The organism is Nonomuraea jabiensis (assembly GCF_014204795.1).
Taxonomy (GTDB): domain Bacteria; phylum Actinomycetota; class Actinomycetes; order Streptosporangiales; family Streptosporangiaceae; genus Nonomuraea; species Nonomuraea jabiensis.
Window position 1 is genome coordinate 6,426,180 of the sequence record NZ_JACHMB010000001.1, and the last position, 15,277, is coordinate 6,441,456.

The 15,277-nt window shown below is 69.4% G+C and carries 6 protein-coding genes; 3 read left to right on the plus strand and 3 right to left on the minus strand.

What is annotated here, in order from left to right; genetic code table 11:
• Position 1 precedes the first annotated feature (1 nt).
• A complete protein-coding gene (locus HD596_RS29425; RefSeq protein WP_185072533.1) occupies positions 2–7,228 on the plus strand; it encodes a type I polyketide synthase in 7,227 nt (2,408 codons plus the stop codon).
• Between the two features lie 31 nt (positions 7,229–7,259).
• On the opposite strand, the gene HD596_RS29430 is transcribed toward HD596_RS29425, so the two are convergent.
• Positions 7,260–7,967, minus strand: a complete 708-nt coding sequence (locus HD596_RS29430) for a TetR/AcrR family transcriptional regulator (protein ID WP_185072534.1) — start codon at positions 7,965–7,967, stop codon at positions 7,260–7,262.
• A gap of 503 nt (positions 7,968–8,470) precedes the next feature.
• Between HD596_RS29430 and HD596_RS29435 the strand changes: the two genes are divergently transcribed.
• Both HD596_RS29435 and HD596_RS29440 read left to right on the plus strand, forming a co-directional pair.
• Entirely contained in the window at positions 8,471–9,991 is a 1,521-nt protein-coding gene (locus tag HD596_RS29435; RefSeq protein ID WP_185072535.1) for an MFS transporter, read from the plus strand.
• Positions 9,992–10,222: 231 nt separating this feature from the next.
• A complete protein-coding gene (locus HD596_RS29440) occupies positions 10,223–11,062 on the plus strand; it encodes a class I SAM-dependent methyltransferase (protein WP_185072536.1) in 840 nt (279 codons plus the stop codon).
• Positions 11,063–11,107: 45 nt separating this feature from the next.
• Here the strand turns inward: HD596_RS29440 and HD596_RS29445 are convergent, their stop codons facing one another.
• Complete coding sequence (locus tag HD596_RS29445; RefSeq protein ID WP_185072537.1) at positions 11,108–13,951, minus strand: helix-turn-helix transcriptional regulator; 2,844 nt, start codon at positions 13,949–13,951, stop codon at positions 11,108–11,110.
• A 529-nt stretch (positions 13,952–14,480) separates the two neighbouring features.
• Positions 14,481–14,801 (minus strand): hypothetical protein, encoded by a 321-nt coding sequence (locus tag HD596_RS29450; RefSeq protein WP_185072538.1) that lies wholly within the window; start codon positions 14,799–14,801, stop codon positions 14,481–14,483.
• Positions 14,802–15,277: the final 476 nt, after the last annotated feature.

Consider the following 15,277-nt stretch of genomic DNA (forward strand, 5'->3'; position numbering starts at 1 on the left):
CATGGCTGACGAAGAGAAGCTCCTCGCGTACCTGCGGCGGGTGACCGAAGACCTCCAGCAGGCCAACCGACGTCTGCGTGAGGTCGAGGCCAAGGAGCACGAGCCGATCGCGATCGTGGGCATGGCGTGCCGCTACCCCGGCGGGGTGAACTCGCCCGAAGACCTGTTGAACCTGGTGCTGGACCGCCAGCAGGGGATCGTACCGTTCCCCAAGAACCGGGGCTGGGATCTGGAAGCGCTCTATGACCCCGACCCGGACAGCAGCGGCACGACCTACGCCCGTGCGGGCGGCTTCCTCGACGGGGCCGACGAGTTCGACCCGGCGTTCTTCGGGATCAGCCCGCGTGAGGCCGTGGCGATGGACCCGCAGCAGCGGCTGGTGCTGGAGGTCGCGTGGGAGGTCCTGGAGCGGGCCGGGATCCATCCGGGTTCGTTGCGCGGCACGTCCGCGGGCGTCTTCATCGGCGCCTTCGCCAACGACTACGAAGTGGGCCGAGGCCCCCTGCCCGAAGGCAGCGAAGGCTACCTGGGCACGGGCAACTCCAGCTCCGTCATCTCCGGCCGGGTCGCCTACACGCTGGGGTTGGAGGGCCCGGCGGTGACGGTCGACACCGCCTGCTCCTCCTCGCTCGTCGCCATCCACATGGCGTGCCAGTCGCTGCGCGGCGGGGAGAGCACGCTCGCGCTCGCGGGCGGCGTGACCGTCATGGCCACCCCGGAACTTCTCGTGGACTTCAGCCACCAGCGGGGTCTGGCGCGGGATGACCGCTGCAAGGCGTTCTCCGACGAGGCCGACGGCACCGTCCTGTCCGAGGGCGTCGGGGTGCTGGTGCTGGAGCGGTTGTCGGATGCGGTGGCTGCCGGTCACCGGGTGTTGGGGGTGATCCGGGGGTCGGCGGTCAACCAGGACGGCGCCAGTAACGGGTTGACGGCGCCGAACGGTCCTTCGCAGGAGCGGGTGATCCGTCAGGCGCTGGCGAACGCGGGGGTTTCGGGTGCCGAGGTGGACGCGGTCGAGGCCCACGGGACCGGGACGGCGCTGGGTGACCCGATTGAGGCTCAGGCGTTGCTGGCCACGTACGGGCAGGGCCGGGAGTCGGCGGAGCCGTTGTGGCTGGGGTCGCTGAAGTCGAACATCGGTCACACGCAGGCGGCCGCGGGCGTGGCTGGTGTGATCAAGATGGTCATGGCCGCTCGCGCGGGCGTGCTTCCCCAGACTCTGTACGTGTCCGCTCCCACGACTCATGTCGATTGGGAGCGGGGTCAGGTTCGGCTGCTGGAGCAGGCGCGGGAGTGGCCGCAGCCGGACGGCCGGCCGCGGCGGGCCGGGGTGTCGTCGTTCGGGGTGAGCGGGACGAACGCGCACGTGATCGTGGAAGAGGCTCCCGACCTGCAGCCGCTGCCCGTCACTGCCGATGAGGGCGAGAGCCTGAACGGGGAGGCCGCACGCCAGGACGCGCCGCAGGATGTGCCGGTGGTGTCGGGCTTGGTGCCGTGGGTCGTGTCGGCCCGTGGCGAGGAGGCGTTGCGGGCGCAGGCGCTGCGGTTGGCCGATCATGTGGCGGCCTCGCCTGAGCTGTCGGTTGCGGGTGTGGGGTTGTCGCTGGTGCGTTCGCGTGCGGTGTTCGAGGACCGTGCGGTGGTCGTGGGCGCTGATCGGGAGGAGTTGCTGTCCGGTCTGCGGGCGTTGGCGGCGGGCGAGTCTGTCCCGGGCGTGGTCTCCGGTACGGCGTCGGGGCGGCGGGATGCGGTGTTCGTGTTCCCGGGTCAGGGGGCGCAGTGGGCTGGGATGGGGGTGGAGCTGGCGCAGGCGTCGCCGGTGTTCGCCGCCCGGCTGGAGGAGTGCTTCACCGAGATCCGGCGGTGGGTGGACTGGGATCCGGCTCAGGTGCTGGCCGACGCTGACGGGGCCGGGCTGGGCTCGATCGAGAAGCTGCAGCCGGTCGCGTTTGCGGTCGGGGTGGCTTTGGCGGCGTTGTGGGAATCCGTCGGCGTCCGCCCGACAGCCGTGATCGGGCATTCGCAAGGCGAGGTCGCGGCGGCCTGTGTGGCCGGGGTGTTGTCGCTGGCTGACGCCGTGCGGGTGGTGGTGTTGCGCAGCCGGTTGTTCGCCGCCGAGCTGTGGGGGCGCGGCGCGATCGCCGCCGTCGGGCTGCCCGCCGAGGCGGTGCGTGAACGTGTGGCCTCGCTGGATGCGGGGTTGGAGGTGAGCGCGGACAACAGCCCGGCCTCCTGCGCGGTGGCGGGACCTCCTCAGGCGCTGGAGGAGTTCGTGGAGCGGCTGCGGGGTGAGGGGGTGCGGGCGCGGGTGATCGCGACCACGGTGGCCTCTCATTCGGTGATGGTCGAGCCGCTGCGGGAGCAGCTGCTGGACATGCTGGGCGTGGTGGAGGCCGGGCCGGGCCGGGTGCCGTTCTATTCGACGGTGAGCGGTGGGCTGCTGGCGGGTTCGGAGCTGGGAGCGGAGTACTGGTTCGCCAACGCGCGCCGGCCGGTGGACTTCCAGGGCGCGGTCAGGGCGTTGCTGGCCGATGGCAAGAGCGCGTTCATCGAGGCTTCTCCGCATCCGGTGCTGGCGATGGCGGTGCAGGACATCCTGGACGCCACCGGCACCTCCGGGGTCGCGGTGGGATCGCTACGCCGTGGCGAGGGCGGCCCCGACCGGTTCATCCGCTCGGTCGGCGAGGCGTTCGTCGCGGGCGTGGCGGTGGACTGGGACAAATTCCTCACCACGACCGACACAGGCGTCGAGTTGCCGACCTATGCCTTCCAGCACCGGCGCTACTGGCTCGAAGGCGTCCCTGCAGGGATGTCGGACGCGGGCGGACTGGGCCAGGCCCGGGTGGACCACCCGCTGCTCGGAGCGGCGGTGGAGTTGCCGGATCAGGGTGGCGTGGTGCTGACCGGACGGATCTCGACCTCCACACACCCCTGGCTGGCCGATCACGCGGTGGGAGAAACGGTGGTGTTCCCCGGCACCGGCTTCGTGGAGCTGGTCGTCCGCGCGGGTGACGAGGTCGGCTGCCCGGTGCTGGAAGAGCTGACTCTGGAAGCGCCGCTGGCCATCGATGCGGAGGAGTCGGTCCAGCTCCAGGTGGCGGTGGCGGCCCCGGGCGAGGACGGACGGCGTGACGTCTCCGTGCATGCCCGCACCGGCCGACAGCCGTGGACCCGCCACGCCACCGGAACCCTGACCACGACCAGCAGCACTCCGAGTCCCGCGGGCGAGCAGTGGCCGCCGGCGGGCGCGCAGGCGGTGGACGTGTCCGGCCACTACGAGACGCTGGCGGGCACCGGATACGGCTACGGTCCGGCCTTCCAGGGACTCAAGCGGGCCTGGATCCGAGACAACGAGGTGTTCGCCGAGGTCGAGCTCGACGAGCGGGAAGCCGCCGAAGCTGGCCGGTACGGCATCCACCCGGCTCTCCTGGACGCCGCCCTGCACGCCACTGGCCTGATCGGACAGGCTGATGGGGTGGAACTGCCGTTCGCCTGGAGCGGCGTGGAACTCCTCGCCTCCGGCGCCCAACGCGTGCGCGTTCACGTCATTCCAGAAGGTGGTGCTTGGAGCATCCGGATCGCTGATGGCACTGGTGCTCCGGTCGCGTCCGTCGCGAGTTTGATCACGCGCCCCCTGCCCGCCGGCGGTCTGGCGTCACGCCCGCAGCCCGGGCGCGAGGCGCTCCACCTGGTGCAATGGGTGATTCCCCGCAGCTGGAACCCGCCTGCGGCCGAAGGGGCAATAGCTGTCGTGGACGCGGCCGGTGAAGACGGCAGTGTCACCGATGCTCTGCGCCGCAGTGGGCTGAAGGTGCGCGCATACGCCGAGCTTCACGAGGCAGCGACCGACGATGACATCACGACCCTGGTCATCCCGCTTCCTCAGGCGGACGGCCAAGGACCGCTGGAGGAGTTGCGGTCGGAGCTGGACCGGGTCGTAGGAGTGCTGAGCGGCTGGCTGGCTGCTGAGCGGCTGGCCGATTCCCGGCTGGTGCTGGTCACCAGCGGTGCGGTGACAACCGGCACCGAGGCCGGCGGCACTCTTGCCGGAGCGGCGGTGTCGGGTCTCGTGCGGTCGGCGCAGACCGAGAACCCGGGCCGGATCCTGCTGGTCGATCTCGATGCCGCGGCCGAGTCGCTCGCCGCTCTGGGCTCGCTGCTGGCGGTGGAGGACGAGCCGCAGCTGGCGGTACGTGCCGGTCGGGTCCTGGTGCCGCGGCTGGCCCGGGCCGACACTTCCGGCGACCTGCCCGTGCCTGAGGGGACGGGTGGGTGGCGGCTGGACAGCCCCGTCAAGGGCTCCATCGACGGGCTGACCCTGATCCCGGCACCCGAAGCTGACCGTGAGCTGGCCACCGGTGAGGTACGGGTGGATGTGCGAGCGACCGGACTGAACTTCCGCGACGTGGTCGTGACCCTGGGCATGGTGCCCGAACAAGGTGGGGCGATCGGTGGCGAGTTCGCCGGTGTGGTCACCGAGGTCGGGCCCGGTGTGGCCGGGCTGCGGGTCGGCGATCGGGTGATGGGGCTGGGAGAGGGGACGTTCGGTCCCCGGGTCGTGGCCGATCATCGGATGATGGCGAGGATGCCGCAGGGGTGGAGCTTCGCTCGTGCGGCCTCGGTTCCGGGCGCGTTCGCGACCGCCTGGTACGGGCTGGTCGATCTGGCCGGGCTCTCCCGTGGGGAGCGGGTGCTGATCCACTCCGGAGCTGGTGGTGTCGGCATGGCCGCCATCCAGATCGCTCACCATCTGGGTGCGGAGGTGTTCGCCACGGCCTCGCCTGGCAAGCAGCACCTCCTGCGAGCCCTGGGCGTGGCCGAGGATCACATTGCCTCCTCCCGGGACCTCGACTTCGCCGATGCCTTCGCCACGGTGATGGGCGGGGCGCGGATGGATGTGGTGCTCAACTCGCTGGCCGGGCCCTTCACCGACGCCTCTCTCGACCTGCTCACCCCTGGCGGGCGGTTCATCGAGATGGGCAAGACCGACCGCCGCGACCCCGCCGACGTCGCGGGCACGCACCCGCACGTCCGCTACCGCAGCTTCGACCTGATGGACGCCGGGATCGAGCGGGTCGGTCACATGCTGGCCGAGATGCTGGACCTGTTCACCAGCGGCGGGCTGGCGGCGTTGCCCGTGCGGTGCTGGCCGGTGCAGCAGGCGCGCCAGGCGTTCCGGCACATGGCCCAGGCCCGCCACACCGGCAAGATCATCCTGACCATGCCGCACAGCATGGATCCCGACGGCACGGTACTGATCACCGGCGGCACCGGCGGCCTCGGGGCGATCCTGGCCCGCCACCTGGCCACCGAGCACCACGTCAAGCATCTGCTGCTGGCCTCCCGCCGAGGAGACCAGGCACCCGACGCCGACCAGCTACGCGCCGACCTGGAAGCAGCCGGCGCGACCGTCGACATCACCGCATGCGACCTGTCCGACCCCGCACAGGTCAGCCAGCTGTTGCAGCGCGTCCCCGGCGAGCACCCGCTCACCGCCGTCTTCCACACCGCCGGAGTCCTCGACGACGGCGTGGTCACCTCTCTCACCCCGGACAAGATCGACCGGGTGCTGCGGCCGAAGGCGGACGCCGCCTGGCACCTGCACCAGGCCACCCAACACCTGGACCTGGCCGCATTCGTCCTCTACTCCTCCTCCGCAGCCACCCTCGACAGCGCCGGACAGGGCAACTACTCAGCCGCCAACGCCTTCCTGGACGCCCTCGCCAGGCATCGCCAGACCGCGGGGCTGCCCGCCCAATCCCTGGCCTGGGGGCTCTGGCACCAACCCAGCGGTATGAGCGCCCACCTCACCACCACCGACATCACCCGCATCGAACAAGCCGGCTACCACCGCATCACCACCACCCAAGGCAACCAACTCCTCGACACCGCCCTGACCACACCCCAACCCCACCTCCTCCCACTCCCCATCAACACCCACACCCTCAGCAACCGCCCCGACGGCGTACCGGCCATCCTCCGGGGACTCGTCCGCACCCCCGCACGCCGCACCGCCCACTCCGGCGGGCCCGGCCCGGACGACAGGTCAGGGGTGCAGCGGCGCCTGGCCGGGTTGTCACCTGCCGAGCAGGTCGACGAGCTCACCCTGATGGTGCGCGAGTGCGCGGCGAAGGTGATCGGGTACAGCGAGCCGGAGGCGATCCGGGCGGAGCAGAACTTCCTCGAGGCGGGTTTCGACTCGCTGACCGCGATGGAGTTGCGCAACGTCCTGAGCAAGGCGACGGGGGTGCGGATGCCGGCGACGGCGGTCTTCGACTACGGCACCGCCGTGGGGCTGGCCCGGTACCTGGCGGAGGAGATCGCGATCGACGCCGCCGGCGGGACGGCTCCCACCGGTGCGCCGGAGCAGGACGGGAGCGGGTCGCTCAGCTCGCTGCTGCGTGCGGCGGCCCCTGCCGGGAAGCTGCAGGACGGGCTGGACATGCTGGAGGCCGCGGCGCGGCTCCGGCCGTCGTTCGGGACGCTGGACGAGCTGGACCGTTCGTACCCGCCGCTGATGCTGGCCTCGGGCCCGGGGCTGCCGAAGCTGTTCTGCTTCAGCACGCCGATGGCGCTGGGCGGCGCGGCGCAGTTCGCGCGGCTGGCCGTGCACTTCCAGGGAGTGCGTGACCTGTACGCGCTCCAGGTGCCGGGCTACGCCCCGGACGACAGCCTTCCGGAGAACGTGGACGTCGTGGTGCGCATGTGGGCGGAGTCCATCCGGGAGACGGCCGGCGACGACCCGTTCGTCGTGGTCGGCTACTGCGGCGGCGGCAACTTCGCGCACGCGGCCGTCACGTACCTGGAGCGGATGGGGGTACGCCCGGCGGGGCTCGTCCTGCTGGACACCTTCCTGCCGGACAGCGACGTCATCGACGAGCTCGGCGGCCAGATGCTGGAGGGGATGTTCGACCGGGCGGAGACGTACGGCCCCTTCAGCGACACGCGCATGACGGCGATGGGGCGGTACTACCGGCTCTTCCGGGAGACGGAGGTGGAGGAGATCGAAACCCCCGTCCTCTTCCTCCGGCCGGACACCCCCCTGCCTTCCGGCCCCGACGGGGAGAGGTCGCGGGACGGGAACTGGCGGGCCGCCTGGCATCTGAAGCACGACCTGTGCGAGGTCCGCGGTGACCACCTCACGATGATGGAGGGCGAGTCGGCATCCATCGCACAGGCCGTACAGGAATGGCTGGAGCAGTCCGACCGGCGTTCGAACGGCGCGTGAGCGGCGAACGAGCCGGACGGGAGCGGCAAGGTCAGTGATCCTCGGTCAGGGGCGGATCCGAGCGGGACCCCAGTCGAGGGGGAGAGGGGGAGCCTCCCGTCTCCCCCTCCAGGAACCGCGCGATGCCGTCGAGGAGACGCTGCAGGCTGAACTCGAAGATCTCCTCCAGGTCCGCGATGACCTCCGGGCTGTTGCGGACCGCGGCCTGCCGGGGATACCGGTCGGTTCCCAGCTCCTCGAGCACCGCGGGGAACTTCACGGCTCGCCACTGGCTCAGCGAGATCCCGCCGCCCCGCCGTTCGGAGGCGATCTCGCTCACCCGGAGCAGGGCGAGCCCTTGGGCGATGCCGCTCACGCCGAGATAGATCCGATGGGTCATGATCGGGTCCAGGCCGAGGCCGTCGAGCGCGCCCAGGCCGCGTTCGAAGCGGGCGAGGAGGCTGGGGACGAGCGGCGGCTGGACCGTCGCGATGACCTCCAGGGCCCAGGGGTACGTCGAGTACAGCGACCACTCCCATCGGGCCGCGGCCTCGAGCTCGGCCCGCCAGCCTCCGGGGGCCCGGGGGGCGGAGTCCCCGTCTTCGCTGAACACGGCCTCGACCATCAGGTCGATCAGCTCGTCTTTTCCGTCGATGTAGTTGTACAGCGACATCACCTTGACCCCGAGCACGTTGGCGACGTGCCGCATGGACATGCTCTCCAGGCCGTCGGCGTTGGCGATCCGGATGGCGGTCCACACGATCCGCTCCCGGGAGAGGCCGGCCTCGGTCCGATGGGGATCCTCACGCGCGGCACGCCCGCTGGGCGCGGGACGCGCCGGACGGGGAGGTGACGGCGGCTGGTCGCTCTTCTTCTCCCGCCCTCCCTGGTCGGTCCGCGACTCGAGGCGGGCACGGTAGGCGCGGGCCTGGCACGAGCGCGAGCAGTAGCTGGGTTTGCGCCCGCGGGGAGGGGCCGTGAGCTCCTTCCCGCACTGTACACACGTCAGCATGGCAGTCTGATTTCGTCACGATCTTCCATTGTGACGAAATTATATCACGCACGAAATGTGATGAAAAGAAAGGGTGGTGCTTGTGACGAAAATATTCTTCAATCAAGGTCGCCTGTCAGAAGGTATCCGCGAGCAGGGCGCATGTAGGCGGAATGTAGAGGAAGCTGTAAACATTTGCTTGACAAGATCCTTCAGGGTGCTGACATATGGTGTACTGTAAGTCTTACGTACACAGTATGAGAGGGGTGTGAATGGATATCGCTGAAAGCGACGCCAAAGCGGGGTGGAAGCAATGGGCCGGCCTGGCGATCCTCATGCTGCCTGTGCTGCTCATCTCCATCACGGTGACGGTGCTGTTCTTCGCGCTCCCGTCTCTGACCGCCGAGCTGGAACCGACCGGCACGCAACAGCTGTGGATCGTCGACATCTATGCCTTCCTGCTGGCCGGGCTGCTCATCCCGATGGGCAATCTGGGTGACCGGATCGGCCGCAGGCGGCTGCTGCTGGTGGGCGCGGTGGTGTTCGGCGTGACGTCGGCCATCGCGGCATACGCGCCCACCACCGAGTTGCTCATCGTGGCACGTGGCCTGCAGGGAGCCGCGGCGGCGACGCTGATGCCGCCCACGCTCGCCCTCATCCGGGTGCTGTTCACCGATGCCCGTCAGCTCCAGATGGCCATCGCCATCTGGGCGGCGGTGTTCACTCTCGGCAGCGTGGCCGGGCCGATCGTCGGCGGGTGGCTGCTGGAGATGTTCTGGTGGGGGGCGGTCTTCCTGATCAGCGTCCCGATCATGATCCTGTTACTGCTGCTCGGCCCGTTCCTGCCGGAATACCGAGACCCCAACCCCGGGAAGTTCGACATCCTCAGCGCGCTGCTCGTCCTGCTCGCCGCGCTGCCGCTGGTCTACGCGGTGAAGCTGGTCGCCGAGCAGAACCTGTCCCCGACGATGTGGCTCGCCGCCGCGATCGGGTTGTTGTTCCTGGCCCTGTTCGTGCAGCGGCAGCGGAAGCTGCCCGACCCCATGCTCGACCTGGCGCTCTTTCGCCGCCAGGCGTTCACCGTGTCCCTGATCACCGCCACCCTCGCGGTGTTCGCCCTCGTCGGGACGTTCTATTTCATCACGCAGTACCTGATGTCGGTGCTCGAGATGCGGCCGATCGTGGCCGGCCTGATGACCGTGCCGACGGCCGTCAGCTCGGCGGCGGGCTCGGTGCTCGGGGCGGCGCTCACCCGGTGGCTCCGGCCCGGCTACATCATGGGCTCCGGCATGCTCTTCGGGGCCGTCGGCTTCCTGCTGATCTCGCAACTGGGCACGGACGTCAACCTGCCGCTGCTGTTCGGCGGGCTGTTCCTGCTGGGCTGGGGGATCGGGTCGGTGCAGGCGCTGGCCTCGAGCATGGTGGTCGCCACCGCGCCGCCCGAGAAGGCGGGATCCGCCTCGGGGCTGTTCGAGTCCTCCACCGAGTTCGGGCAGGCGCTCGGGGCGGCCATTCTCGGCAGCATCGGGGTGGCCGTCTACCGCAGCACCCTCGCCGGGGATCTGCCGCCCGAGGTGCCGCGTGAGGCCGCCGCGCTGGCGAACGAGACCATCGGCGGTGCCATGGCGGTCGCCGGCGAGCTCCCGCAGGCGGTGGGGGCGGCCCTGGCCGCCGTGGCGCGCGAGGCGTACGTCGACGGGATGCAGGTCGCCTCGCTCGCGGGCGCGGGCATCATGTTGATCATGGGGATTCTCGCGTTCATCAACCTGCGTAGTGCCGAGAATCCTTCTTGACACCCGGACACAACGGACGAAACAGAAACCTGTAAATGGGGCGTCCGAGCGGGCGGAAGACCGGATCGGAAAAGGGGGGACAGCACCATTGAGCGCATGACAGAATCCGGGCACTCTTCGAGGTATAGGGAAAATCCCGCGCGGCGCGATTGATCCTCGGCGCGTTCGCGCGGGCAGGCGCTGGCCGGTGCCATTACGGATCACTCTTATAGTCGAAGGGAAGTCGGAGACATGTACGACCAGAGCAGTCATACCTTTTTGAATTTCAAGGGCTATGGCGCGGTACATGAAACCGGCACCCCGGCCGACGACTTCCGGGAGAACGCCCGGGACGACTACCGGACGACCGTCGAGCAGACGGCCGCCTTTCTCGCCGCCAAGGCGGGGATAGACGGTTCGTGCACGGTGCTCGAGGTGGGCGACGACTGCGAATGCCTGCTCATCTACCTCGCCAAGTGGTTCGGCTGCCGAGGCGAGGGGATCTTCGACAGCGAGGAGTACGTCAGGTTCGCCCAGGACCTGTGCACGAACCAGATACACCGGCTCGACATCGGGTTCCGGCGGGCATCGGTGATGCGGCTCCCCCACGAGCCCGGGAGTTTCACCCATGTCGTCAGCCACGGCGCCCTGCACAAGGTGCCGGACAAACCTCACAGCTATTCAGAGATCCGCCGCGTGCTGCGAAAGGGGGGTGTTCTCGCCTTCAGTGATTTCTACCAGCCCCGGAAATGGATCAGCGCGCGTACCCGCACCGAGGTCTACGACAAGTTCGGCTGGAACGACGGGTACACGCTGCTGAAATACCATTCCGTGCTGGAGGAGGCCGGATTCGACATCGACTCGGTCTTCAACGTGACCGGCTTCCTCCGGCGGACCTTCGAAGGGAACGCGGAGGCGGCCCGGACGCGCGCCGAGCAGATGACCGATCCCGAGGCCCGGGAGAAGATGCTCGCCTTCTCCTCGTCGTGCGAAGAAGTGCAGGCCGCGATCGACCGGGGAGAGGTCGGCTGGGCGATCTTCGTCGTCCGCAAGCCGGACGTGTCCGGCCCGCAGACCCCGGATGCCGCATAGCGCGGGCCGTCACCCGGGCACGGACGGTCACTTGGGCGCGGGCCGTCACCCGGGCACGGACGCCGAACCGGGCAGGTGACGGGAATCGTCCGCGACGAGCACGCCTCCGCCCGAGGTGCCGAACTCCTTCGACGAGAACAGGCGCGGAAGATCGTTCCGGCCGTTCACGCCGAGCTTGCGGTAGATGCGCGTCAGGTGCTGCTCCACGGTGCTGATGGTGATGTGCGCTCTCGTCGCGATCTCCCGGTTCGTGTAGCCCAGCGCCGCCATGGAGGCGACGCGGTACTCGGCGGGGCTCAGGGCGTTCTGGTCGTTGCCCGCGGCGATCGCGCCGAAGTCGCTCTCGAACGCGTGCTGCACCGACCTGCGCAGGGGCTCGGCATGACAGCGCTGACCGACGCGATCCGCCTGCTGGCCGATGAGCCGGGCCTTGTCGGTCTCGCCCAGGGCGGCGAGGGAGTGGCTGAGGCGCGCCAGCGCGTGCGCCAGCTCCATCTTGTGGCCGGACTCCTGGAGCATGTCGACGGCCTTGCGAAGCAGCGGTGGCCGGCGTCCGACCTCCTCGGCGGAGGCGAGCACCATCAGCGCGAACCCCCGGATCCGGGGACTGTGGCCGTGCGGAAGGGCGTGGTGCAGCTCCAGGTACTTCCGGGCGCGGGCGTTGTTCTTCAGCACGACCGAGACGCCCGCCGCCCCCAGGCGCCAGGGGATGAGCAGGGGCGTGTCGATCTCCCACGACCGCATCAGCGTGCCGCATTTCAGGATGTCGCTGAGGCCCGCGTGCGCCTGGCCGACCGCCACCCGGTAGTGGCCTCGCGCGAACAGGTAGTGCAGCCCGTACCGGGTCTGGTAGACGGTCTCCGGCAGGGGGTGGCGCAGGTACTGCTCGGCCTCCTGGTACTGGCCCATCTCGGTGTGGGCCTCGATGAGGCTGGCCAGCGGCAGCGCCGCGAACACGCCCAGGCTCCTCGGGGGGAGGGTGCGCAGGGAGAGCTCCCCGTACTCGACGGCCTCCATCATCTCGCCCCTGAGCTCGGCGATGTGCGCGCGGAAGGCGGCGAGCACGCTCAGCCACGTGGGCGAGGAGCGCCGCTCGGCCACCGCGCACAGGTTCTCGACGAGGGAGGCCGCCTCCTGCGTGCGGTCCGAATAGATGAAGCAGAACAGGGCCGCTTCGACCAGCTCGATGTTGCAGCCTTCGAGCTGGACCGAGTGCAGGACCTTCTCCGCCGTCTTCAGCGCCGCCTCGGTCTCGCCGTTGCGCAGGTTGGCGGCGAGCGCGGAGATCGTCCGCGCGTACGAGAGGGCCGGATGTCGTTCGCTGCCCTCGCGTAGGGGGGCGGGCTTGTACGTTCCCCGCAACCGGTGCAGGACCGGCGGGTGCGTGCTGGCCAGCCAGTGGTCGGCCGCCAGGCGCCACGCGGCGGCTCCGCCCGCCTCCTGGCCCTCGTCCTGCTCGGCCTGCTCCAGCAGCGCGAACATCTCCTCGGCCTCGTCGTACTGGCCGTGCCAGAGCATGCACGTGAGCAGCCAGTGCACGTCCCTGGCGGGCAGCCGGCCGTCCCGCGCGGCCTGCACGAGCATGGGGAGGTACATGGTGGCGGTGGAGGGGTTGATCCGCCAGGTGGCCTTGGCCAGCGCCAGGGTGACCTGGATCCGTTCGTCGGTGCCGGAGCACAGGTCCGCCGCGTACCGGAGATACCGCACGGCGAGCTCGTACTCGTCGGTGGCCAGCGCCTGGTCGGCGGCCTCCCGCAGGACGTCCAGGGCCCAGGGCTCGTGCTTGGTGCTGGCGGCGACGAGGTGGTCGGCGATCACGGTGGGCTGCACGCCGGTCGCGTGCAGCAGCTGGGCGGCGCGCCCGTAGAGCTCTTTGAGGACGTCCGGCTCGATCGAGTCCAGGACGGCCTCCCTGGCGGCGGGGTGGCGGAAGCCGTCCATGCCCAGCAGGCCGATCTCCGCCAGCCACTCCAGGGTGCGGACGACGGCCGGCTGCTTGATGTGCAGCATCTCGGCCAGCAGCGGGGGAGAGGTGGACGCGTCCAGCACGGCGGCGGCGCGCAGGACTCGTAGGGGGGTGCTGCCGATGCGGTTGAGCAGCGTACGGACGGACCCGGAGAAGCCGTCGTCGACCACCAGCTCCTTCTGGTCGCCGCCGGCGTTCTGCTGGTCCTCGATCAGCGAGCGCACCAGGAGCGCGTTTCCACCGCTGACCTGGTGGATCGCGTCCGCCAGCGGGTCATCGGGCCCGATCCCGAGGCGGGCCTGCGCGATCCGGGAAATGGTGCTCGACGAGTAGGGGGCCACCTTGATGCGGCGGCACTGCGGATGGTGCATGAGGTCGCTCTGGATCCTGAGCGGCACCCCGTCCGGGCCCTCGTTCACCGTGAACACCATGAAGACGTTCGCGGAATGGAGCCGGTTTATGAAATGCAGCAGAATATCCAGAGACACCGAATCCGCGTATTGCACGTCCTCGATCGTTATCAATACCGCGCCGTGCCGCGCGTGGTTGGTGATGATCTCCCACAGGCCGTGGGTGACGCCGATCCAATTGAGGTCCTCCGGCCGGATCCCCCGCGGTCCCGCGTTGAATACGGCCTCCTGCAGCAGCTTCAACGCCGGCGGCGTCTCGCCCGGTACGGCACTCAAGCTCTGGGAAACCTGGTGGATGACGCCCAGTGAGATGTTCTGCTCGTTGCGTAAGCAGATGGCGCTCAGGTGGGTGGCGCCCGACCGCACCGCGGAGTCGGCGAAAGCGTGCAACACCCGGCTCTTGTCGAACCCGGGCGGGCCGGTTATCATCGCAATTCTTCCCCAGCCATGCTCACTCTCCGCGAGCATGGTATTGAGGAGGGTGATTTCTGATTCGCGTTCGGCGAACTGCATCGACTCTCCTTCACCTGTTGGGTCGTAGAGGAAGTTCAATCAGCAACCGGACGGCCCTGGCGGGAGCAGTCCAGGTTTCCTCGATCGCCGACTTCGTTACGTTTGAGCCGAGGTTTTCGGCGTGGCGTGGAAGGCGTCCGGCCCCTCTCGCGCGTGGGCGGTGAAGGCATCACCGGCCGCCTCCGGGCGGCGTGGTGGCCGGGCTTCGGCGCGGCGGGCGGCGGCGGTCTGCCGAGCCACGACCGCAGGTCCTCGTACGAGCCGGCCCCCGACCGGGGTGGCTCGATATTCGCGCAGCTCGAAGCGGCCGTCCGGCGATCCGGGGCGGAGCCCGCCAGGAGCGGCCCGCCGGGTCCGGACGCCGCGGCTTCCTGGAAGCGGTCGCGGCCGGCGCGCCGGACATGGCCGTCACCGCCGCCGGCCGCGCCGCGGCGGTGTCGCTGGGAGCCGGCCGTCGCCGGGCGGTCGCCGTGCATGAGAACGGAAAGGATTCCCTGGCCCCCTTTGAAATCGATGACCCGCGGCAACGCTACAACCGGACGGCGGAACGCACTCCGGCGGGGTCGCCGCCCGGCAGGGAAAGCAGGTCCGGCGACGCGGGGACAGGTTTCGCAAGGTTCGCCGCGATTTCACGGTTGCGCTCCGGTGTCGCCGGGCTGACAATCCAATAAACATTGAGTGAGGCGGTGCCTTTCCCGCTCTCGTCGGCGCCCGTGAATTCCTGTACCATCTGTGGCCACGTTCCCATCATGCGTAGTGAGCGGCTTGCGTCGCCGGTGGGCTGGGAAAACACACCGTTCGGCAGGCCGTGCACCCCCGAGCGAATCACAAAAGGGCGCCAAACCGTCACGGTAATGTTATGTGCCGGTCCCAGTCAAGGAAAGGCCACCTCGGTGGCGCGGGTCCGGCCAGGCTTCGATCACTGTAGTCCGGAATGTCAATACGCGTAAACGGGGGGCCGGATGATTCTCCGCCGCAACGGTGCTCAACTGGGGCGATGAAGCCCGGTTATTTTCGGGCGGCCGTTTCCTGGAACGTACCAAGCCGGTCGGTGCTAATCCATCTTCGCCGTGGCCGTCGTGGCCTTGTGCCCCAGGGACCCTTGCAGGTGGACCGTCCTTCCGCCCGCCGGGTTGTGAACATTCCACAGAATTTCAAGATCATCTATGGCGTGAGTTGATCGTGCCCGTACGATGATCTTCGAGCGTCGCCCGGCCGCCCTGGTCGCGGCCGGGACGGACGGCGGGGCTCCGCCGGATCTGGGGGGTCTACGTGCCCCCCTGCACCCTTATAGGGGTGGAGTAGGGGGTCAGCTCGCCGGAGGCC